This is a genomic window from Streptomyces sp. NPDC007896, from assembly GCF_042959425.1.
Lineage (GTDB): Bacteria > Actinomycetota > Actinomycetes > Streptomycetales > Streptomycetaceae > Streptomyces.
In genome coordinates this window covers 76765-99283 of sequence record NZ_JBIBKX010000028.1, presented here as the reverse complement: position 1 = coordinate 99283, position 22519 = coordinate 76765, and the positions used below count along the sequence as shown (strand labels likewise).

Annotated in this window: 17 protein-coding genes; 8 read left to right on the top strand and 9 right to left on the bottom strand. The window is 69.2% G+C overall.

What is annotated here, in order from left to right:
- Window positions 1-29: 29 nt before the first annotated feature.
- The 4 genes from ACFZDJ_RS50875 to ACFZDJ_RS50860 all read left to right on the top strand — a co-directional run bounded on the left by ACFZDJ_RS50875 (window position 30) and on the right by ACFZDJ_RS50860 (window position 4304).
- Entirely contained in the window at window positions 30-2117 is a 2088-nt protein-coding gene (locus ACFZDJ_RS50875) for an FUSC family protein (RefSeq protein ID WP_391069781.1), read from the top strand.
- 263 nt (window positions 2118-2380) lie between these two features.
- On the top strand, window positions 2381-2947 hold the full coding sequence (locus ACFZDJ_RS50870) for a hypothetical protein (RefSeq protein WP_391069779.1): 567 nt from the start codon (window positions 2381-2383) through the stop codon (window positions 2945-2947).
- 158 nt (window positions 2948-3105) lie between these two features.
- Window positions 3106-3855, top strand: a complete 750-nt coding sequence (locus ACFZDJ_RS50865; RefSeq protein ID WP_391069777.1) for a glycine betaine ABC transporter substrate-binding protein — start codon at window positions 3106-3108, stop codon at window positions 3853-3855.
- An 83-nt stretch (window positions 3856-3938) separates the two neighbouring features.
- The gene (locus ACFZDJ_RS50860) at window positions 3939-4304 is read left to right on the top strand and encodes a hypothetical protein (protein ID WP_168487346.1); all 366 of its coding nucleotides are present in this window, start codon (window positions 3939-3941) and stop codon (window positions 4302-4304) included.
- A 57-nt stretch (window positions 4305-4361) separates the two neighbouring features.
- Here the strand turns inward: ACFZDJ_RS50860 and ACFZDJ_RS50855 are convergent, their stop codons facing one another.
- The 4 genes from ACFZDJ_RS50855 to ACFZDJ_RS50840 form a co-directional block, all read right to left on the bottom strand.
- Entirely contained in the window at window positions 4362-5927 is a 1566-nt protein-coding gene (locus ACFZDJ_RS50855; RefSeq protein WP_391069775.1) for a DUF1254 domain-containing protein, read from the bottom strand.
- A 97-nt stretch (window positions 5928-6024) separates the two neighbouring features.
- Window positions 6025-6918 carry a geranyl diphosphate 2-C-methyltransferase gene (locus ACFZDJ_RS50850; RefSeq protein ID WP_391069819.1) on the bottom strand — a complete coding sequence of 298 codons (894 nt, stop codon included), beginning with the start codon at window positions 6916-6918 and terminating at the stop codon, window positions 6025-6027.
- A 71-nt stretch (window positions 6919-6989) separates the two neighbouring features.
- Window positions 6990-8048, bottom strand: coding sequence for a family 2 encapsulin nanocompartment cargo protein terpene cyclase (locus ACFZDJ_RS50845; RefSeq protein ID WP_391069773.1), 1059 nt, complete (start codon window positions 8046-8048; stop codon window positions 6990-6992).
- A complete protein-coding gene (locus ACFZDJ_RS50840; RefSeq protein WP_391069771.1) occupies window positions 8045-9475 on the bottom strand; it encodes a family 2B encapsulin nanocompartment shell protein in 1431 nt (476 codons plus the stop codon). The genes ACFZDJ_RS50845 and ACFZDJ_RS50840 overlap by 4 nt, the downstream gene beginning before the upstream one ends.
- A 536-nt stretch (window positions 9476-10011) precedes the next feature.
- Between ACFZDJ_RS50840 and ACFZDJ_RS50835 the strand changes: the two genes are divergently transcribed.
- Complete coding sequence (locus tag ACFZDJ_RS50835; RefSeq protein WP_168504942.1) at window positions 10012-11457, top strand: glyceraldehyde-3-phosphate dehydrogenase; 1446 nt, start codon at window positions 10012-10014, stop codon at window positions 11455-11457.
- Window positions 11458-11551: 94 nt separating this feature from the next.
- Here ACFZDJ_RS50835 and ACFZDJ_RS50830 read toward each other — a convergent pair whose 3' ends face one another.
- From ACFZDJ_RS50830 to ACFZDJ_RS50815, 4 genes are read right to left on the bottom strand one after another with little or no spacing between them, the layout of a single operon-like run.
- The gene (locus ACFZDJ_RS50830) at window positions 11552-12421 is read right to left on the bottom strand and encodes a TIM barrel protein (protein ID WP_391069769.1); all 870 of its coding nucleotides are present in this window, start codon (window positions 12419-12421) and stop codon (window positions 11552-11554) included.
- Window positions 12418-13437 carry a Gfo/Idh/MocA family oxidoreductase gene (locus ACFZDJ_RS50825; RefSeq protein WP_391069767.1) on the bottom strand — a complete coding sequence of 340 codons (1020 nt, stop codon included), beginning with the start codon at window positions 13435-13437 and terminating at the stop codon, window positions 12418-12420. The genes ACFZDJ_RS50830 and ACFZDJ_RS50825 overlap by 4 nt, the downstream gene beginning before the upstream one ends.
- Before the next feature lie 11 nt (window positions 13438-13448).
- Window positions 13449-14894 carry a sugar porter family MFS transporter gene (locus tag ACFZDJ_RS50820; protein ID WP_391069766.1) on the bottom strand — a complete coding sequence of 482 codons (1446 nt, stop codon included), beginning with the start codon at window positions 14892-14894 and terminating at the stop codon, window positions 13449-13451.
- Between the two features lie 9 nt (window positions 14895-14903).
- Complete coding sequence (locus ACFZDJ_RS50815) at window positions 14904-15854, bottom strand: TIM barrel protein (protein ID WP_391069764.1); 951 nt, start codon at window positions 15852-15854, stop codon at window positions 14904-14906.
- Between the two features lie 215 nt (window positions 15855-16069).
- Between ACFZDJ_RS50815 and ACFZDJ_RS50810 the strand changes: the two genes are divergently transcribed.
- Window positions 16070-17071, top strand: coding sequence for a LacI family DNA-binding transcriptional regulator (locus tag ACFZDJ_RS50810; protein WP_389601573.1), 1002 nt, complete (start codon window positions 16070-16072; stop codon window positions 17069-17071).
- A gap of 77 nt (window positions 17072-17148) precedes the next feature.
- Here the strand turns inward: ACFZDJ_RS50810 and ACFZDJ_RS50805 are convergent, their stop codons facing one another.
- Window positions 17149-18153, bottom strand: coding sequence for a substrate-binding domain-containing protein (locus tag ACFZDJ_RS50805; protein ID WP_385383304.1), 1005 nt, complete (start codon window positions 18151-18153; stop codon window positions 17149-17151).
- Between the two features lie 743 nt (window positions 18154-18896).
- On the opposite strand from ACFZDJ_RS50805, the gene ACFZDJ_RS50800 reads away from it, so the two are divergent.
- Entirely contained in the window at window positions 18897-19097 is a 201-nt protein-coding gene (locus ACFZDJ_RS50800; RefSeq protein ID WP_390939210.1) for a DUF6229 family protein, read from the top strand.
- 363 nt (window positions 19098-19460) lie between these two features.
- Window positions 19461-22331, top strand: coding sequence for a type 2 lanthipeptide synthetase LanM (locus ACFZDJ_RS50795; protein WP_391069762.1), 2871 nt, complete (start codon window positions 19461-19463; stop codon window positions 22329-22331).
- Window positions 22332-22519: the final 188 nt, after the last annotated feature.

Sequence of the window (22519 nt, the reverse complement as noted above, 5' to 3'; positions counted from 1 at the left end):
GCACGTACCGGCGCGGGTGGCGAGCACGCATGACGCCGGGGCCGGGCGGGGGCGCGATCGTACGACGGTCGATCCAGGTCACCTGCTCGGCGAGCGTCGGCTTCTACACGTTCCTCTACGGCCTTCAGCAACCCGTGGCGGCGCTGTACGCACTGTTCACACCGATCGCGCTCGGCCTGCTGTCCACCATTCCCGGGACAGGCCGGCAGCAGGCATGGATCACGTTGCGGACCCTGCCGTTCGGAGTGGTTCTCGTCGCGCTGGGCACGGCACTCGCGGTGAGCACGGCGGCCGCCGTGGCAGGCATGCTGATCGTCGGATTCCTTTTGGCTTTCACTGTGGTGGCCGGACCGCGTACGGCGGGTCCAGCCCCCGGCCTCCAACTCCTCTACATCCTCGCCTGCTTCCCGCCGTACGCTCCTCAGACGCTGGGCGCACGGCTGACGGGCGTGGCCGTGGGCGTCGTACTCCTCACTCTGTGCCAGGTGTTCGTGCTGTCCGGTCCACCTGCCACTGGCTTCCGGATCCTGCTCGCCGACGCGCTGGAGACGGCCGCCGCGGCAGCGGCCGATCCGGCCCGCGTCTCCGTCGCGAGGCTGCGTGATCTCAGCGAGGGGATGCGGCTGTCGCAGGTTTCCCCAGGTGAGCGCCCGACCGGCCCGGGGCGCCGGGACCGGGCCCTGGCACAGGCGGGAGCCGCGGTCCGCCGGGTAGTGGACCAGCTGGCGTCGCGGAGTGCGACATCCGTGTCTTCTGGAGCAGCGCCGCGCACGGATCGATCGTCCGCCGCGCTCCGTGAGCGCGTCGCGCGGACGTGCAAGGACACGGGTGCGGCCCTGCGCGCCGGTGAGCGTCCACCGACGGCCGACGCGCTCGACAGCGCGATCCGCCAGTTCCAGGCGGAACGGATCCGCCGTGCGGCCGACCCGGAGGAACCGGGCGCGGACACCGGCGTCCTGCGGCGACAGGCGACGGAACTGACACTGGCCGAGTCGACGTGGATCGCGGTGACCGCCCTGGGCGTCTCCGCCGCCGGGCGCAGAACCTCGCCTCTCCCGCCCCGCGAACTCTTCTGGTACGCCGACCTGCCCACGACGCATCTGTGGGCGCGGCGCATCGCAGGCAACGCGACACATCGCTCGGTGTGGTTCCAGAACGCCGTACGGGTCGCGTGCGGCCTCGCCATCGCCCGTCTTGTCGCGGGCACCCTCGACCTCGCGCACGGATTCTGGGTCCTCCTCGCGGTCCTCACACTGGGGCGCACCACGGTCGGCGCCACCTGGCGGGCCGTGCGCCAGGCCATGGTCGGCAACCTGGTGGGGGCTGTCGCGGCAGGTGCGCTGCTCATCGCCCTCGGCCGACATCTGGACGCCTACGCCGTCCTGCTCGTGCCGGGCATGCTCATCGCCTTCGCTCTGGGCCCACGGCTCGGAGTCGCCTACGCACAGGGGCTTTTCACGCTGGTGGTCTCCCTCGCCTTCGCCCAGATCACTCCGACCTCCTGGCGACTGTCGGAAGCCCGCATCGTCGATGTCGTCACCGGCAGCGTCATCGGCCTGCTGTGCGGGCTGCTGGCCTGGCCCGCGGGGGCACGCAGGGAGGTACACCGCACCATGGCGAGCCTGCTGCGCTCGTGCGGGGCGCTGATACCTGCCACGGCCGAAGCGCTCCTGGCCGCGCCCGTACCGTCTGCGCCCGCGACGTTGCCGACCCTGCGTCATCTGCGTCTGGCGGAGTCCGCCTACGCGCAGTACCGCAGCGAGCCACCCACCGCCTGGGAGGGTGCCCAGGCCGACTGGCACGGGGTGCTCATCGTGGCGTACCACACGGTGCTCGGCGCCCAGCGGCTTCCTTGCTTCGAAGCGCCCCTGACCGATGTGCCGCCGGACGCGAGCACATGGGTCCGCAGGACGGCCGCCGAGCTGACGACGGACGCCGACCGCATCGCCACGTACTTCACCACCAACGAATGCCTCGCGCCGGGCCGGAGTCCCCCTGGCCCGCCGCTGCCGGAGCACCACCCGGCCCTGCCCGCACTCATCGATCTCGAAGTGTGGTTGACCGACATCGACCGTCAGCTCGCCCGCATCGAGGACTCCGTCGGCCCCAAGGACTGAGCCCGACGGGCCTTTCATGACGCCGGGCGGGCCGCGCTCGCTCCGCTCGGTTGTGAGCCACCTCTGATCCGGCTCTGATCAATCCCTGATGGAACGCTGCGAGGCTCATGAACGAGTTGAACGCCGATCGCACGTGGCCGCGGTCGGCGGGACATTCCCCGAAGTCCGCCCTCCTCATGGAGTGATCAATGGTATTCGCGCACCTCAGGAACGGATCGGCCGGACACATTGCCCGTACGGCCGGGACGCTCGCAGCTCTGACCATGGGTGCTTCACTGCTCGTGGCCCCCCAGGCGTTCGCGGCGAGCAGTCCGACCAACGCCGAACTCCTGAAGGCCTGCAACTGGGCAAGTCTCTGCAAGTTCCACCCACAGAGTTACTGGGGGTACACCGGGCCGAAGCACCAGGTCGGCAGTACCGCGTACAACTGCGGGAGCAACACCAACCAGCACCGGATCGACTGGTCGGACACGACCACCGCCGGCAACACGGTCGGCGTCTCCGTCTCGGCGACCTACAAGTTCTCCCTGGTCTTCGAGGCCTCCGTGGAGACCAGCTACAGCCACAGCTGGGAGAACTCGCACACCGACACCGAGTCCAACACGATCAACATCTCGCCCAGAAGTGTCGGGTGGCTCGAGCGCGGAACCTCGAAGCAGCAGGCCAAGGGCTGGTGGGAAATCCAGTTCAAGAACAAGTACTACGACCACTATGTCTGGTACCTCTACGATTTTCAGCAGTCCGGCTTCAACAAGGACAACCCCGGCTACGGCTACGTCAACTTCAAGGACCGGCCGATGACCTCGGCCGAAATCGGCGCACACTGCTGAATCGGCTCATCGCGATGTGGTCATCCGTGATGCCAGGAATTCGTTCTCCATTCCGAATCATCGCTTTCGCCGTCTGCTCGCTCTTCGTTCTCTCCGGATGCGCGGACGGGCGGACCGAAGGCACGTACAGCGGCCACGCGGACCGTCAGGGGCCGACCGTGATCGGCACCGACGGCTCCGCGGAGAGCCGGGTCGTGGCGGCGATCTACCGCGAACTCCTCACCGCCGCCGGGCAGGAGGTGCGGACCGCGAGTGCCACCTACGCGTCCCCTGCCGACACCGCCCAGGCCGTGGTGGCGGGCAGGATCGGTATCGCGCCCGCTTACGAGAGCGCCCTGCTGCGTGCGCTGCCGGGCGGTCAGTCCATGCCCGGCGACATGGAGGCAACGCTGAGCATGGCGTTGCCTCCGGGGACCGTCGCGCTGCCGTCGTCCGCGGCGCAGCGCGGGGTCGTCCTCGCGGTCACCAAGGCCACGGCCAAGCGCCGCACACTGCGCAGCCTCGCCGACCTCGGCAGCGCCGGCGGTCGCCTGACACTGGGCGGTGACGCCTCCGGCGATCCCGATGCCCCGTCCACCTCGTCCCTGAAGCAGGCGTACGGCGTCACTCTCACCGCTGCCGGAACATCGGGGAGGGCAGATGTGCTGGCGCTGCGCAGCACCGACCCCGCGATCACCCGGGACGGCCTGGTCGTGCTGGCCGATCCCAAGTCCGTCGTCCCGCCCGCGCACGTCTTCCCACTCATCAGCTCCCCTGCCGTGGACGCGACCGGCAGGGCGGCCCTGGCCCGCGTCAACACCCCGCTGACGACCGGCCAGTTGACCGCGCTCGCCTCCTTGGTCAACGCGGGCGAGGCTCCCGGGAAAGCGGCCAGGACCTGGCTGCGGTCCAAAGGCCTACTGCGCTGAGCCCACATCCGATCCGGTCCCATCCAGTCAAACCCGGTCCGATCCAGTCCAACCGGTCCAAGAACAAGAATGGTGACAGTCCCATGCACAGTCTCAAGCGCAAAGTCGCCACGGCGGCACTCGCCGCAGGCGCCCTCTTCGGCAGTCTGGCGGTTCCGGGAACGGCCTACGCCGCCAACAAGTACGTACAGCTCAAGGTCTGCAGCGGGTCCACCGAGACGGTGAAGTTCTACTTCGTCGGCGAGAACCAGTACGGCGACTGGGGCGGCTCGAGGTTCTGGGAGATCGCCCCGAAGGGTTGCACCTTGGCGGAAGGCTACTGGTGGATAGCCGGGCAGTCGGTCGAGTTCCACCACCGCAAGCCCAGCACCGGATGGCGGTGGGAACCCCGGCTCATTTCGGCGAACGACACCAGCAACGGCGCCACGTACCAGCTCTACATCGGCTGAGAGCAGTCCCACGCACCGGTCCGTGGGCCGCCACGCGCGGCCCGCGGATCCGTCAGGTCAGTCGACACGGGTGAGTGGAGGGCATTCCCACACCGCGTCCACGACCTCGCGGTGCGGACGGTACATGCGCAGGATCACGAACCAGGTGCCGCTTTCGGGCGTGGGCAGCCAGTTGGCCTCACGGTCCTCTCCCGGTGATGTGGACTGCAGATGGAGGGTCAGACCGCCGTCAGCGTCCATGGCGAGCCCGGGCGTGCGGTCCCCGACCGAGTAGCGACCGGCCGGGTTGGGGATCAGGTTCATGTCGTCCCCGTACGCGGACAGGGACCAGAAGGCATCGACGGGTGGCATCGCGCCCGCGCCGAAACGCAGCGTGTACCGGCCGGACGACAGCTTGTTCCCGTCCGCGTCGTCGTAGTTGAGCAGATAGACCGCCTCGTCGGGATCGTTGGCCATGATGCCCGCCAACGACTGGTCGGCGGCACGCTTGACGAAGTCGTCGCCGAAGCGGCCCATCTGCGGTGGCGGATAACGCCAACCGTTCACCACATGTGCCCACTCACCGCTGAGCATCTGCTGTTTGAGCATCGGCGTACCGACGGTCGCAGCCCGGATGAGGTTCTGCCTGACGGCCTCAGGCTGGGCCTCGACGTCGAGACCGGGACCGATGCCGACCTCTGCGAACTGCTTGAGCAGGATGGCGTGGTGCGCCGGTGGCGGGTTCTCGGCCAGCATGGCGTTGAGCGTCTTCCAGGGGCCGAGGGGATCCTGGGCGGGGTCCACCGGCGCCGGCACCTCATGGCTCGCCGGGAGCCGCGCCGGGTCAACGGGCCCACCGCCCCTGTCGAAGAAGCTGAGCGGAGTGAGCCGGTACTGGGCTTGGAGTGTCTGTACGTTCGGCACGTCGTCCTCGCCGTCGACCAGCGTCCTGCCGAGGATCAGGATCCACGGGCTCGGCGCGGTCGCGACACGGCGCACACCATCGGGAAGCTGCCCGCTCCAGTCCGGACCGACGATCGCGAAATGGCCGGCCTTGGATCCCGTGGTCCGCTGGCCTATGTAGTCGAAGTTGTCCGAGGTGATGCCCATCAGCTCGAAGGAGAAGTAGCGATCACCCATGTCCGGGTGCGAGAGAATGATCGGCTCGCCGCGCAGGTCCACCCACGCCGTCGAGTACAGGGTGTCGTTGTTGGGACATCCGCCGTCCCGATACGAGGCGTCCAGCAGCCGTTGCGCGTGCCAGAAATGGTTGACCGCCGCATACGGCACCGTCGCCGGGTCACGCGGCTGGGTCACCCACTGGTGACGCAGCCGGGCATTGTAGATGTACGGAAAACCGTAGACGAATGCCTGCTCACCCAACGTGTAGGCGTACTCGCCACGCCAGTCACGCACTCGTCCGGTCAGTATGGGTGCCACCGCCTGCCGCACCAGCGGCAGCGCCTGCGGCAGATGCCGCAACCGGTCCACCACGGCCTGGGGGTGCCGTACGGCATCCGCCGCGGCCCGACCGGCGGCGCCCGCGGCGCTCGCTGCCCGGTTGATGGTGGCCGTGACGCCTGCGGCATCGTCGTGCGTCCGCCGAAGCGGACGGTGATGTGTGGGATGTGTGGCTTCGGACATGATCATGTCCTCCCCGTCGTGAACACCTCGTGGGAAAGCCTCTGCACCACTTCTCACCATAGGACTCATCCGCAGGAGCGCCAACGCGGCGGAGATGTCAGACGCGGTCGGCCGCGATGAGCAGGTACTGGAAGCTGCCGTTCTCGTAGGCGCTCAGGAACGTTTCCTCGATGCCGGTGACCAGGTGGTCGGCCTGCTTGCGGAGTTCCCAGTAGGGGATGGTGCCGGCGGTCAGGTCCTGGACGTGGACGGGTACGAGGCGGTTGCGGGCCATGGCGCGGAAGTACTCCGACCGTGGGTGGATGTCGCAGATGTAGTGGGCGTTGATGAGAGACACCTCCCGGGAGGCACGCCCGTAGGCGTCGTTGTAGCAGCCGGTGATCGTCACGTAGCGTCCGCCGCGGCGCAGCAGCCGTGCGTGCTCGGCGAACAGCAGGTCCAACTCCACATACATGGTGGACTCGTTGTTCCAGGAGGCCGCATACGCGCCGGAGGGAAAACCGGTGTCGAGCATGTTCCGGTGGTGGTAGCGGACCTTGTCGTCGATGTGCCGTTTGCGTGCCTGGGCATTGGCGAAGTCGGCCTGTTTCCTCGAGATCGTGACGCCGTCGGTGTGGCATCCGTACCGCAGATGGGCCACCACACTTCCGCCGCCGCGCCCGCAGCCGGCGTCGAAGACACGGTCGGCGGGGGAGAGGGGGCCGAGATGGGAGGCGAGGAGGTCGGCCTGTGCCTGTTCCAGACGATGCAGTTCGGAGGTGATCCGGTCACGGCGCTCGGCAGCGTCGTCCCTGTCCCCGCCCCCGGCCTCGTCGCGGTCTCCGTCGAGCACGGACCAGTCGACGTCCCCGATGCCATAGTGGTGGTGGTAGAGGTCGTCGATCTTTCCGAGTTCGAGGTTGACCGGGTTCTCCTCGGCGTTCCAGTAGTCCGCGACGCGGGTCTGGTACGTCGACTGGCAGGTGGCCTGGGTCGGCATGGGCGCTGCCATGGTGTCGGCATCGGTGATGGGCAAAGGTGACTCCTTGTGGCGCGGTGGGTGACGGGCCGGACGGCGGGGTGTTACCAGTAGTTCGGCAGGTGGTAGCGGTGGGTGTTGGTGGCGTGCCATTCGTGGTTGCCGGACACCCAGGCGGCCAGGCCCCTGGCGTAGCGCTCGACGAGAGGCGAGGTGGCGGACAGGGCCGCCGCCTCCTCCTCGAACGCCTCCATGATCTGGTTGTGGATCTCGACGGCCTTCAGATAGGCGGCCTTCAGCCCGCACCGTTCGTTGGCGGCGATGACCTGAGGCAGATTGAGATGGCTGGGATCGTTCGCCAGTTCCTTGGTGAAGGAGTACAGGTCGTTGACGAGCGTGGTCGCGTTGCCGGCGAGCGCGGTGATCCGCTGGATCTCGGGCCGGACGTACAGGGGCTCGGGCAGTTCGTAGCCGTCCACGGCGTCGACGATCGACAGGCAGGGGCGGAAGCTGTTGAACTGCCGCATCATCAGGTACTCCCAGACCGGTGGCACGTACCGGATCTCGGACCAGGCGGCCTCACCGAGATAGCCCAGATGCAGCCGGGCGAGATCGTGCACCAGTCGGTCGGTCTGGCTGGGAGTAGCGAAGACGGCGAAGTCCTTGAGGGCCCCGTGGTACGAGCGCAGCGGCCCGTCGGCCTGTACGCCGCGCCGCCACCGCGCTTCCAGTTCGGGAGTGGAGTGGAAGGGGTCGAGCGCGGACTGGGCCCTGATCAGCCTGCCGCCGAGTCCGCGCGATGAGCCGCCTTTGTCCTCGTCCTCCTCGCAGTAGCAGTTGTCGACGAGGTTCTCGGCCAGCAGCAGCTTGCCGGCCGCCGTGAGGCGTTCGAGGTCGGCCGCGCCCGGATGCTGGAGTACGACGGCCCGGCCGAACTGGAACCCCGCGAAGTCCCCCGTCCACGCCTTGGGGAACGCGTCGAGCCGACGGACCCAGGCCTCCAGCCTGCGGTCGACCTCCGCTGCCTTCCCCGGGTCCGCGGGGGCGGCGGGTCGGTGGCGCAGCCCGGGGATCGCCCCGCTCCGCCGGGCTTGCGTGACGGGGACCAGACGGGGTGGCCCGGGCAGTCGCGGCGGCGATCCGCAAGCCGATGGCTCGCTCATTCCGCGATCCGCCCCACCTGGACGTTCTCCAGGATCCCCGCGGCGTCGGGTACGAGGATGGCCATCGCGTAGTAGGCGGTGACCAGGTAGCTCATGATCGCGGTGCTGCCGATGCCCATGAACCGTACGTTCAGGCCGGGTTCGTACTCCTCCGGAATGCCGGTCTGGTGCAGGCCTACGACCCCTTGGTCCTTCTCTCCCGTGCGCAGCGCGATGATGCTGCTGGTGTGTTGGGGACTGATCGGGATCTTGCTGCACGGAAAGAGCGGAACGCCGCGCCACGCGGGTACTTCGTGGCCGTCGAGGTTCACGGTGCCGGGCACCAGCCCTCGCCGGTTGCACTGCCGGAAGAAGGCCGCTATCGCCTTCGGGTGGGCCAGGAACAGCCGGGTCTTGCGGCGCATCGACAGCAGTTCGTCGAGGTCGTCGGGTGTGGGAGGACCGGAGAAGGTGCTGACGCGCTGGCCGTAGTCGACGTTGTGGAGCAGACCGAACTCGCGGTTGTTGACCAGCTCCCACTCCTGGCGCTCGCGGATCTCCTCGATGGTCAGGCGGAGTTGCTGCTCGGTCTGGTTCATCGGATGGTTGTAGAGGTCGGCGACCCTGGTGTGGACACGCAGCACGGTCTGGGTCAGGGACAGCTCGTATTCGCGCGGGGCGAGGTCGTAGTCGACGAAGCCGCCGGCGAGGATCGGTTCGCCCACGTGCCCGGCCTGCACGGGTACGTCGGCCTCGCCCTTGCGGTTCATGGGCTTGCTCTGTTGCTGCGCGAAGGCGTCCAGCTGGGCGGCGAGCGACGGTGTGCGCTCCATGAACTGCGTCAGGGTGTCCCAGTTGAGCGCCAGCACCACGCCCGGAGTCTCGGCCCGCACCGAGCTGAACCACAGCGGGTCGGCCTGGCCGATGGCCTCGTCTCCCATCCCGTCGCCGTCCGTGATGACCCCGGTGACCTCCTGCTCGCCGTACTTGCCGGTGGTGTAGCGGGTGAACCGGCCGTGGACGACCAGGTACGCCTCCGTGACGGGCTGCCCGGCGTCGAAGAGGACCTGGCCCGAACGCACCTCACGCACCCTGAACCGTGAGGAGATCTCCCGCAGGGCCGCGGTGTCCGAGTAGCCGCGCAGGGCGGGCAGCTCGGTCAGCGTCTCGGGAATGACCTTGATGTCGTCCGCGCCGTTCTGTTCGAACTGCACCCGCCCCCGGCCGACGCGGAGCTGGAGTCGCCGGTTCACCCGGTAGGTGCCGCCCTTGACGTCCACCCAAGGCAGCATCTTGATCAGCCATCGCGAGGTGATGGCCTGCATCTGAGGTTCGGACTTGGTGGTGGTGGCCAGCTGACGTGCAGCGTGGGTGCTGAGACTGGTGGACCGTGGTCCCTCGTCGGTGGGTCCGGCGGCGCTTTCTGGGGAGCTTTCCGGGACTGTCACATGTCCTCCCGATACGTGAGCGGGCGTGGGCGGATACGCATGAACATCAGCGAACGAGGCGGGGCGTCTACGCCGTGCGCCTCGGGCAAGGGCTCCTACTGCCTGGCCATGGACGACGTCTGACCTGAACCGTGTCGAAGGGTCGCCTCGGCGACGCGTCAGAAGCCGTGCGGCGTGGGTGCACGGAGGCGGTGGAGGTCGAAGACGGATTCCGGGGAGGTGGACGCCAGGACAGCAACCTCGTGACGGTCCGGGCAGGTGGGCTGCGCGCGCCCCATGTCAAGCGAAACAGTCACCGGTGGCAGTCGGAACCGCGTGAAAGGGGCGCATTCGTGTCCTCGATGTGGGCATCCCTCGCGCGAGGCAGACCGGTCACGAGGGCGCGCTCTCACGCCGGTCGCCGGGTCCCGTGCCACCGGCGCGAGGGCGTACGAGGGCCTCAGCTGCGCGTTCCTCTTGATCAGGTGGCCCCGCTCGAATGATCAAAAGGGCGTCGAGCTACCATCTGAGCGCCACCTAGCTCGAAAGATGAATCTGTGACTGTCAATGACGACTCGTTCACCAACTGGAACAACCGCGAGGAGATCGCGGAGTCGATGATCCCGATCATCGGGAAGCTGCACCGGGAGCGGGACGTCACGGTCCTGCTGCACAGCCGTTCCCTGGTGAACAAGTCAGTGGTGAGCATCCTCAAGACCCACCGGTTCGCCCGGCAGATCGCCGGTGAGGAACTTTCGGTCATCCAGACGCTGCCGTTCCTGCAGGCTCTCACCACGCTCGATCTCGGCCCGTCGCAGATCGACATCGGCATGCTCGCCGCGACCTACAAGTCCGACGACCGTGGTCTGTCGGTGGCGGAGTTCACCGCCGAGGCCGTGGCCGGCGCCACGGGGGTCAACAAGATCGAGCGCCAGGAGCCGCGCGACGTCGTCCTCTACGGGTTCGGCCGCATCGGCCGCCTCGTCGCCCGCCTGCTCATCGAGAAGGCCGGCTCCGGCAACGGGCTGCGACTGCGTGCCGTCGTCGTCCGCAAGGGTGCCGGCCAGGACATCGTCAAGCGCGCCTCGCTGCTGCGGCGTGACTCCATTCACGGCCAGTTCCGGGGCACGATCACCGTCGACGAGGCGAACAGCAAGATCGTCGCCAACGGCAACGAGATCAAGGTGATCTACTCCGACGACCCGCTGTCAGTGGACTACACGGCGTACGGCATCAAGGACGCCATCCTCATCGACAACACCGGCAGGTGGCGTGACCGCGAGGGCCTGTCCCAGCACCTTCGCCCCGGCATCGCCAAGGTCGTCCTGACCGCACCGGGCAAGGGCGACGTTCCCAACATCGTCCACGGCGTCAACCACGACACGATCAAGCCGGACGAGCAGATCATGTCCTGCGCCTCCTGCACCACCAACGCGATCGTCCCGCCGCTGAAGGCGATGGCGGACGAGTACGGCGTTCTGCGCGGCCATGTGGAGACCGTCCACTCGTTCACCAACGACCAGAACCTGCTGGACAACTACCACAACTCCGACCGTCGCGGTCGTTCTGCGCCGCTCAACATGGTCATCACCGAGACCGGTGCCGCCTCCGCCGTCGCCAAGGCGCTGCCCGACCTCAAGGCGAAGATCACCGGCAGCTCCATTCGCGTCCCGGTTCCGGACGTCTCGATCGCCATCCTCAACCTGCAGCTCGCCCGCGAGACCACACGCGAGGAAGTCCTCGACCACCTCCGCGATGTCTCGCTGACCTCGCCGCTCAAGCGCCAGATCGACTTCATCACCGCCCCCGACGCGGTCTCGAGCGACTTCATCGGCTCGCGTCATGCCTCGATCGTCGACGCCGGCGCGACCAAGGTCGAAGGCGACAACGCGATCCTCTACCTGTGGTACGACAATGAGTTCGGCTACTCCTGCCAGGTCGTCCGTGTCGTCCAGCACGTCTCCGGCGTGGAATACCCGACCTACCCGGCCCCGGCGGCCTGATCGCGGCAGTCTCTCCCGATCGGCATCCAGTCGCCTCCGCTCCCACCGTGCCCCGGCGGTCTTCCGACCGCCGGGGCACGGTGGGTCGCTCGCGTTACGCCGAGAGCTCCTTGCTGATGCGGTCCAGCATGAACGCGGAGGATTCCTTGGCGCGTTCCTCCCAGGCGAAGACGCACGCGGTGGCGACGCCGTCGAAGCTCAGTTCCCGGAGCGTGCCGAAGAAGGCGTCCCAGTCGACCTCGCCCTGGCCGATGTCGAGGTGTTGGTGGATACGGGCCGTGGTGCCGGGCGGGTTGAGGATGTAGCGCAGGCCGGATGATCCCTTGTGGTTGAAGGAGTCGGCGATGTGCACGTGCTGGAGTTTGTCGCCGGCGTAACGCATCATCGCCGCGATGTCCGCGCCGACGTCCGAGGCTCCCGAGAGGTGGAAGGAGTGCGGGGCGCAGTAGAGGTAGTTCACCCAGGGCTTGTTGACGGCGCGTACGAGGTCGACCGCCGGCGTGTTCTCCTCACAGAAGTCGTCCGGGTGCGCCTCCAGGTTGAGGGCGATGCCCTCGCGTTCGAAGACGGGGAGCAGTTCCTCCATGGAACGCCAGAAGGCGGCCTCGCTCTCGGCGGCTCGGTCGGGTTGGCCGTTGAACTCCGAGTTCATCAAAGGGCATTCGAGCTCCGCGGTGATCTCGATCATCCGCCTCCAGTAGCGGACGGCGGCCTGCCGTTCGGTCTCGTCGGGCGAGGACCACTTGTAGAGCGGGAGTACGGAGGAGAGCTGGACGCCGTACCTGCGCAGTGAGTTCTTCAAGCCGGCCACGCGCTCGTCGTCGGCCCGTGGGTGCAGGAAGAACGGCATGAAGTCGCCTCGCGGGGACAACTCGATGTACTGGTAGCCGAGTTCGGCGACCGTGCGCACCATGTCGTCGATGGGCAGGGCGCGGAACATGTAGGGGTCGAGGGCGATCTTCATGCGGCGCCTCCGTACAGGACGGGGCGGGGCTTCATGTCCACGGTGACGACGGCGCCCTCGGACTCCAGGGACCGGACGGCGGCGTCGGTGACGACTGTGGCGGCGTAGCCGTCCCAGGCGGACGGGCCGGTGGGCTCGCTGCCGGTCCCGACGGCCGCGACCCATTCGCGGAACTCGGTGTCGAAGGCGTCGGCGAAACGCACCTTCCAGTCCTGTGCCACGGCGGTGCCGTGGTGTCCGGCGGTGCGGACCCCGACAGCGGCCGGGTCGGGCAGCCGGACCAGGCCCTCCTCGCCGACGGTCTCGCACTGGACGTCGTAGCCGTACCGGCAGTTGACGAAGACCTCCAGGTCGATGCGGACCCCGTTCGCGGTCTCGAAGAGCATGATCTGCGGGTCCTTGAGGTGCGCGAACCGCTTGCCGGTGGCGCGTGGGGTGATCACCTGGGCGGAGACGATCTCGTCGTCGAGCAGCCAGCGCAGGACGTCGATCTCATGTACGGCCGTGTCCTGCGCGGCCATCACCGAGGTGTAGGACTCCGGCACGGTCGGGTTGCGGTGGGCGCAGTGCACGATCAGCGGGGCGCCGATCGCTCCGGAGGCGAGGACTTCCTTCATCTGGCGGTAGCCGGGGTCGAAGCGGCGCATGAAACCTACCTGGACGAGCCGGCGGCCGTGGGCGTGTTCGGCCTCGACGATACGCAGACAGTCCTCGGCGGTCGTGGCGAGGGGCTTCTCGCAGAACACCGGCTTACCGGCCGCGACGGCGTTCAGGACGTGCTCGGCATGGGTGGGGCCCCAGGAGGTGACGAGAACGGCGTCCACATCTGGCGAGGCGATCAGGTCGGCACCGGTCGGCAGCGCGCTTGCGCCGACGCGGGCGGCGACCTCGGTGGCGCGGGCCTGGTCTATGTCGGTCACCGCGCTGACGCGTGCGCCGGTGACGGCCTCGGTGAGTCGACGTATGTGGTCCTGGCCGATCATTCCGGCACCGATGACACCTACACGTACGGTCATGGTCGTTTCCTTCAGGAGAGGGGTCGGGAGAAGCGCGTCCGGAGTTCGGCTTCGAGGGTTTCGAGGGTGCGGCCCCTGGTCTCGGGGACGTGGCGCTTGACGAAAGCGAACGAGAGGACGCCCGCCGCCACGAAGAGGAAGAAGGTGTTGGAGATACCGATCCCGTCGACCAGGGACGGGAAGACCAAGCCGATCGCGAAGTTGGTCAGCCACAGCACCACGGCCGCGACGCCCATCCCGAAACCGCGCATCCGCATCGGGAAGATCTCCGACAGCATCAGCCACGTCACCGGTGAGATCGCGCCCTGCTGGAAGGCGAGGAAGGTGACGGTCATCGCCAGCACGGCGAACGCCCGGCCCGTGCCTTCCGGCAACGCCAGCGAGAACACGCCGATCAGCAGCAGGGCGGTGGTTGTTCCGATCTGACCGCTCATCAGCATGGGCCGCCGGTCGACGCGGCCCAGGAGCCAGATGCCGACGAAGGTGGCCAGCACCGAGATCACACCGTTGGCGATGTTCGCCGTCAGGGCACTGTCCGAGGTGAAGCCGGCGTCGGTGAGGATCTGAGTGCCGTAGTACATGATCGTGTTGACACCGGTGATCTGCTGCACGACCGCGATGCCGAAGCCGATGAACATCAGTCGGCGCACCCAGGGGGTGGCCTTCATATCGCGCCGGCCGCCGAGCTTCTCCTGCTCGTCCTTGACGGCGAGCGCGGACACCTCGCGCAGTTCGGCCCGGGCCCGGGCCTCGGACCTGACCTGCTTGAGCACCTCGAAGGCCTCGTTGAAGCGGCTCTGGGAAGCCAGCCAGCGGGGGCTGTCCGGCATGACCAGCATGCCGAACCAGAGCACGACGGCCGGGACCGTGGCGACCACGAGCATCCAGCGCCAGACACCGCCGGTCTCACCACCCACGTCGGCGATGACCGCGTTGGAGGTGAAGGCGAGCAACTGACCGCTGACGACCATCAGTTCGTTGCGGGTGACCAGCGCGCCGCGTCGCTCGGCGGGGGAGATCTCCGCGAGGTAGACGGGCACGGTCACCGACGCGCCGCCGACCGCGAGGCCGAGTACGAACCGGGCGAGCACCATGACCGCGGTGGTCGGTGCGAGGGTGCAGCCGAGCGCGCCGATGAAGAAGACCACGGCGAGGGTCAGGATCGTACGGCGGCGTCCGCGCGCGTCCGACAGCCGACCGCCGGTGATCGCCCCGAGTGCGGCGCCCAGCAGCAGCGAGCTGGTGACCATGCCCTCGGTGACCGGGGTCAGTCCCAGGTCGTCGGTCATGTAGGGCAGGGCACCGTTGATGACGCCGGTGTCGTAGCCGAAGAGGAGTCCGCCGAAGGTGGCGATGACGGTGATGAGCCGCAGCCGCCGGGAGACGGATGGCGGGGCGTGGTCCGTGATGCCGGTGGCTGGGGCGCAGACATGGGGCGCGTCGTCCCTGACGTCCATGGCTGCCTCCTATCGGGTGGTCTTCGGACGCCGGGTTCCGGAGAGGCCGCAGCCGTCCAGGTGTGCACGTGTGCGTACGGCGATGGGCAGCGGCACATCGGGAGCGCACGGGTACAGGTCCTGCTCGACGATCACGAACAACTCGGCGTCGAGTCTTGCGAGTTCGGCCACCACGTCGGCCGGGCTCGGCACGCCCTCCGGCGGCGACACGCACACCCCGCGCTGTACGGCCTCGCCGAACGAGAGGTTCTCCGCGGCGACTTGGGCGAGGACCGCCGGGTCCATCTGCTTGATGTGCACGTAGCCGACGCGCTCGCCGAAGCGGCGGATCAGGTCCAGGTTGTCACCACCGCCGTACGCCACATGGCCGGTGTCCAGACAGAGGTTGGTGTACCGGTTGTCGGACTCGTTCAGCAGCCGCTCGATCTCGGGCTGGGTCTGGATGTGGCTGTCGGCGTGCGGGTGGATCACGAGCCGTACGTCGTACTCGTCGAGCAGCAGTCGGCCGAGCCGGTCGGCGGCCCGGCCGAAGCCCGCCCACTGCGCGGCGGTCAGCTCGGGCGACTCGGTGAACTCGCCGGTCTTCTCGTCCCGGTACATGGGCGGGATCAGGACCAGATGGCGGGCGCCCGCGGCGGCGGTCAGCGCGGCCACCTGTCGTACGTGGGCGAGCATCTCGTCCCAGGCCTCCGGCCGGTGCAGCGCACCGAAGGCGGTGCCGCCGGAGACCTGGAGCCCACGGGCGTCGAGTTCGGCTTTCAACCGCTGCGGGTCGGTGGGGAGATAGCCGTACGGTCCGAGCTCCAGCCACGCGTAGCCGGCCTGCGCGAGTTCGTCGAGGAAGCGGGTGTACGGGACCTGCTGCTCGTCCTCGGGGAACCAGACGCCCCAGGAGTCGGGGGCGGAGCCCAGGCAGAGGTTGCCCGCGGTGGTGCGGAGCGGGGATGGCGCCGGTGCCATGGCGTGTCCTTGGGGGAGGGGGCGGGGGATTTTCGGCGGTCTTCCGGTGGGTTCTCTCGCGCGCTCTACTAGCGCGCTCTAGTGCGAGTACGATGGCCCCTGTCCAAATGTCATGTCAATAGCTTGTTGCTGGGAGAATTCGCGACTGCCCATAGGGTGGGCGCCGTCGAAGGGTGGGTACGCAGGTGGACGCATCGGGCAAGCAGCGGCCCACGATGGCGGACGTCGCTGAGAAGGCTGGTGTTTCCCGTGCGCTGGTCTCGATCATCTTCCGGAATCAGCCCGGCGCGAGTCAGGAGACCCGTGAGCGGGTGCTGCGTGTCGCCGACGAGATCGGCTACCGCTTGGACAGCGCGGCCAGGCTCCTGGCCCGCGGCCGCAGTCGCACACTCGGCGTGATGTTCACCGTCCACCAGACGTTCCACTCGGACCTGATCGAGGGCATCTACCCCGAGGCCGAGCGGCTCGGCTACGACGTCGTCCTCTCCGCGAGTTCCCAGGGCCGCAGTGAGGCCAAGGCGGTGGAGGCTCTGCTCAGTCACCGTTGCGAGGCGCTGATCCTGCTGGGTCCCGAGGCGGAGCCCGCGTACCTGGAGGAACTCGGTCACCGTACGGCGACCGTCTCGGTCAGCCGCCGGGTCCCCCGCGCCCGCGTCGACTTCGTGCACAGCGCCGAGGCGAAGGGCATCCGGCAGGCCATGGACCACCTGGTCGAACAGGGCCACCGCCGCATCGTGCACATCGACGGCGGCCGGGGCCCCGGTTCGGCCGAACGCCGTCGCGCGTACCGGGCCGCGATGCGCCACCACGGGCTGGAGTCGGAGATACGGGTGATCCCCGGCGACCACACGGAGCGGTCGGGCATCGAGACCGGCCGCGTGCTCCTGGCGGAGCGCGACAGCGGGCAATCGCTGCCGACAGCGGTCCTCGCGGGCAACGACCGTTGCGCGATGGGGCTGTTGATGGCTTTGGCGCGGGCAGGCGTCGATGTCCCACGCGACATGTCCGTCATCGGCTACGACGACAGCCATCTCTCCCACTTGATGCCGATCGGCCTGACGACCGTTCGCCAAGACGCGGTCCTGATGGCCGAGCACGCGGTGCGGTTCGCCGTGGAACGGCTGGAGGACGATGGCCTGGAGCCTCGAGAGGCGGTGCTGGACCCCAAGCTCGTGGTGCGCGGCACCAGCGGGCCGGTCCCGTCGGCACGGCCCTGAGGAGTAGGGAGCGGCGTCGGGGCACGGTGCGGCGAAGGGAGCTCGGCCGCCGTGCCCACAGCGCCGGTCGGATGCCGCTATCGCGTGCCGTTCTCCGCGAACGCGGCGACGGTGTCGACGTTCTCCTTGGTGACGAAGGCCGGTCCGGTGAGCACCGGTGCGGTGCCGCCTCCGCTGACGTTTCCGTTGGTCTTGTACAGCCACAGGGCGTCGACGGCGAGGTAGCCCTGGAGATACGGCTGCTGGTCGACCGCGAACTCGACCGATCCGCTCTGGACGGCCTTCACCAGGTCCTTGTTGAGGTCGAAGGTGGCGATCTTGGCCTTGCCGCCGGCGTCCTGCGCCGACTGCACGGCCGTCAGCGCGAACGGGGCACCGAGCGTGACCACTTGGTCGATGGAGGAGTCCTGCCGGAGCTTGGCGGTGATCGTCGCCTTCACGGACGGCATGTCGGTGCCGTTGACGTAGAGGGTGTCCGTCTTGCCGGTGAATCCCTTCTTCAGCCCTGCGCAGCGCGCTTCCAGCGCGACCTGTCCCTGCTCCTGGATGACGCAGAGAGCGTGCTTGGCGCCGAGCTGGTTCAGGCGCCGGCCGAAGGCCTGGCCGGCGATGTTCTCGTCCTGGCCGAAGTACTCGAGCATGTCGAGTCGCTTCCAGTCGTCCAAGCCGGAGTTGAAGCCCACGACCGGTATGCCGGCTGACTCGGCCTTGGCCGCCACCGCCTTCAGCGCGTCGGGCTTGGCCGCGGTGAGCGCGATGCCGTCGACCTTCTGGTCCAGGGCGTTCTGCACGAGGTTGGCCTGGTTGCCCGCGTTGGGGTCGCTGGAGTAGACGAGCTTGACGTTGTCCTTGGCGGCGGCGGCCTGGGCGCCCTTGCGGATCAGGTCCCAGAAGGTGTCGCCCGGGGCGGCGTGGGTGATCATGGCGACGGTCATGCGGGGGGTGTCGGCCTTGCCCGCGGAGGCGGCCGCGCCGCGTTCCTCGGACTTCTTGCCGCCCGAGCTGCTGGAGCAGCCGGCTGCGATGAGTGTGCAGGTGAGAACAACACCGGCCAAGGCGGCCGCTCGGTGGTTTCTGCGCATGTCTGTTGCACCTCTCTGTACTGGTCAGGGTGGGTTTTGGCGGGGCGGGGGATGGCGTCGACGCCCGGCGGGCGGGCTTGAAGGCTTTCGGTGACGGGGAGGGACACGCTCGGCCCGGCTCGGCGGCCGCGGTTGGTGTGTGACGGCGGAACGTGGAGCGGTGGGGTGGCGCGGCGGTCATGGGTGCGGACCGTCGGCCGTTCGCGACTGGAGACTAGAGCGCTTTATTAGCGCGCTCTAGTGGCACGTACTATGGAACGCTCTCCAAGTGATGTCAACAGCTTTGTCAGGACGTTCCGACATGCGACGGGGCCCGGATACGGCGGTGGGCGGCCCTCGGCGGCCGTCGACTTCATGGGAGCCGGCATCGGAGACCGCCGGTGCGCTTGTTGGCCAAGTGGCCGGTCTGGACCGGAACGTGAGGGGGCGCGAGATCGGGGTCGTCCGGTTCTCGGTCGGCCTGCGGTGACTGGACGAGTACCGAGGCACCCTTGCTTCGCTCTTCAGGGGCTCCTCGTAGATGCGGAGCCCAGGCCGGAGCATGTAGTCGGAGGCCCGGCGTCCGCTGCGCACGCCCGGTCACCGCTCGGCCGTGCGGCCGTCCCACCCGTCCCGCAGAAGGCGGCAGGCCGCATGAACACCACATGGCTTTGGCCAGATTGGACGTCTGACGGGTGTTCGAACCCGGCGATACTCAGGGCTGGGCAATCCGCCCCAATCCCCACATCCACCGGAGGTCTCCCATGCCCCAGACCAGCGTTGCCACCACCGCCGTGCTCGATGCCTGGCTGGCGGGCGCCGAGAACGCGTACGGCCAGACCAACCCCGCTGGGCCCCTCTACGTCGGCGGCGCCGCCGCCGAGGCCGCGCTCACCGACCCGAGCGACTCCCTCTACGGCTTCTGTTCCAGCCCGAGTGGGTCGCACGGCAGCTGGTGTTGCTGATCCGCCTGCGGTGACTCCAGGGCCCTTTGTGGAGGGCCTGCCCGCTGAGTGCCCTCTCCAGGGCGCGCTTTTTGACCGTATCGCCTGCGCGGTACGCCTCTTCGGGAGCGCCCGTGCGGAGTGCGGTTCATAAAGCCGGAGCGTGGGAAACCGCGCGCCGAGCCACGACGCGTCCGCACCCGGGAACGCGCCGCAGCCTGCCGAGTCGGTTGCCGCCCGCCCCCGAGCGCGTCGGGGATGCGGCGGTTTCCGGCTCGCCGGTTGCTGCCGGGTGCGGATGGGGCGTGGCCGGCCGCACAGTTGCCGCGCTCCCAGGGAACGACCGCAAGAAGCGAGTTCACGGCGGAATGGGGAGGGTGGACGGTGAGCGGATCGGCGCCGGAAAGATCGGAAAGGCCGGGGAGGCCGGGGGAGCCGGGGAGGCGGGACGAGGCGGAATGGTTCGCCCGACCCGTACGGACCATCGCCCGCCCTTGGCGGGAGGAGCTGGCCCGGCGGCTGGCCTCCATTGACGCCCTGAGCCGGGAAGAACGGGAAGCGGTGCTGGAGGCCGGCCACACCGCCCTGCTCAAGTCCTTGCACGCGAAGCTGTCCCGCCTGTTCCTGATCGAACTGCACGCGCTGCGCATGACGGCGGGCGGCGGACGCCACGCCGAGGACACGGGGGCGGGATCCGACACGCGGACGTGGACCGCGTTCCTGGAGCAGGCCGGGGAGGAGGGCTATCTCGACCGGCTGGCCGACCGATACCCGAAGGTCGGCCCGCGGATCGCGTCGGTGGCACGGCTGTCGGTGGCGGCGACGGCCGGATTCGCGGAACGGCTCGCCGCGGACCGCGAAGTGCTGCGGCCGCTGCTGGGCGGATCAGCGGGAGAGATGCGAACCGTCGCGTTCGGGGCGGGCGACACCCACCGGGGCGGCCTGACGGTCAGCCGGGTCGACTTCGCCGGCGGGAGCGTCATGTACAAGCCCCGGCCGTCCGAAGCCGACGTGGCGCTGGGCGCGCTGCTGGACGAGCTCTACGCGGACTTCCCCGGCGCACCGGCGCCCGACGAGCGCATCCGGGTGCCGCGAACGCAAGCACGCGAGGGCTACGGCTGGGCCGAGTTCGTCCGCCACCGCTACTGTGCGGGCGAGGCGGAACTCGCCGCGTTCTACCGGAACGTAGGGCACTGGCTGGCCGTCCTCCGCTTCACCGGCGGCACCGACATGCACGCGGAGAACATGATCGCCGCGGGCCCGGTGCCGGTGATCGTGGACGCCGAGACGCTCTTCGACGCTCCCGCGCCCTTCCCGCCCAGCGGCAGGGGCGACGCGGTGGACGTGGCCGCGGCGGCCATCCGCCGTACGGTGCTGCGTACCGGACTGCTGCCCGTACGAGGCACCGGCTTCGCGCTCGGCGGGGTGGACATCTCCGGGGTCGGGTCGCTGCCCGGCCAGCAGCCGCTGATCCCGAACCCGGTGATCGCGGACGCCGGTACCGCGGCGGCCCGATTCCAGGTGGACCTGGTGGCGATGCCCACCGCGGGCAACCACCCCAGCCCCACTCCCGTGTTGAGCGCGTACTGGGACCGGATTCTGGCCGGCTTCCGCGAGATGACCGCGCACTTGCGCCGGTCCGGGACCGACCCGTACCGGCTGCTGCGCCGCTTCGAAGGCGCCCAGGCGCGGCGGATCCTGCGGCCGACGCAGGCGTACGTCGACATCGGCCGGATGCTCTGGCACCCGGCGTCCTTGCACGACGAGGCGGCGGCGGTCGAACGGGCCCGGGACATCCTGCGGCGCAACGCCGAGGTGCTGCCCGGCGCGCCGACCGAGCGTGCGGCCATCGACGGCGAGATCGCGGACCTGTTGACCGGCGACGTGCCGATGTTCACCTTCACCGTGGACTCGGCCGCCGTGCGGACCACCGTCGAGGACTGGCGCACCGCCGACCTGGCGCTGGAGGAGGCGGTGATCCAGGACGCGCTGGTCGGCGCGTACCTCAACGAGCGTTCGCTGCCTACGCGTACGCAGGCCGCCGCCCGCGACCCGCACGCCCGGGACCGGGAGCGCCGCCGCCGCGACCTGGCCGCGCAGATGGTGCGGCGGCTGTGCGACGGGGCGGTGCGTGGTGAGGACGGCACGGTCACCTGGATCAGCCCCGTCTTCACCCCCGCGGGGTGGTCCATCAGGGTGCTGCCCGCCGACCTCTACACCGGGCAGGGCGGGGTGGCGCTGACGCTCGCGGAGTACGTGACCGAGGTGCGGGCCGGGCGGGCGCAGGAGGTGCCGGGCGTCGAGGAGACGTTCGAGGGGGCGCTGCGGGTCCTGGTCGGCACCGAGGACCGGACACCGACGCCGTCACCCGGAGCGTTCAGCGGTGCCGCGTCGCAGGTGTGGACGTGGCTGGCGCTGCATCGGGTGCTCGGTGAGGACTGGCTGCTGGAGCGGGCCGCGGCAAGGGCCCTGCTGCTCACGGAGGGCCGACTGGTCGAGGACGACATCGAGGTGGACCTCCTCAACGGCGCGGTCGGCGGAGTCGTCCCCCTGCTCAACCTGGCCGCGGCGACCGGGCAGGACCGCTGGCTCGGCGCCGCCGCGCACATCGGCCGCCGGCTGACCGGGCTGGCCGCCATCGACGCGAGCGGCGCCCGCTGGACGACCCGGCTCAACCCCGAGGGCATCGGCGGCTTCGCCCACGGCGCCACCGGTATCGGCTGGGCGCTGACCCGGCTCGCTCTCGGCGACGCGGGTTCCGCGGCCGAACGGCGCGACTGGAACCACCTCGCCGAGCGGGCCTTCGCCTATCAGGAGTCCCTCTACCAACCCGAGCACGGCAACTGGCTCGACGTCCGCATCGGCGCCGAGGAGGACTTCTTCACCAGTTGGTGCCACGGCAGCGCGGGGGTAGGCATCGGCATGCTCGATCTCCACCGGCGTACGGGCGATCCCGCCCACCTCGACATGGCCCGCCGGGCCGCGCGCGCCTGCGCCGCCGAGGGCTTCGGCTGGAGCCATACCCTGTGCCACGGCGACCTCGGCCTCTGGGAATTCCTCACGTCCATGGACTTCGGCGACCCCGCCGACCTCGACGCCGAAATCCTCACCGGCCTCGAGCAGCGCGGCCCGGTCGGCGGCCTGGCCCGCGAAGCGTTCTCGCCCAGCCTCATGTCCGGCCTCTCAGGAGTCCTTCACACTCTTCTGCGCATGCACCCCGCGGCCACCCTGCCGAATCCCCTTCTCCTCGACTGACCCGGCCTCGGGGACAGCGGTGGCCCTCGGGTGTGGTCGCGGAGCCAGTCGCGCTCCGTGACCGACAGGGCGGCCACCGAGGTGATCACAACGCCGGACGGGCAGTCCGAGCCCCTGGTCGCATGCGGCCGACGACCCGGCGGCGGCGCTGCCGGCCGCGCGCCGGGCGCCGGTGCGGGGCCGGTTCC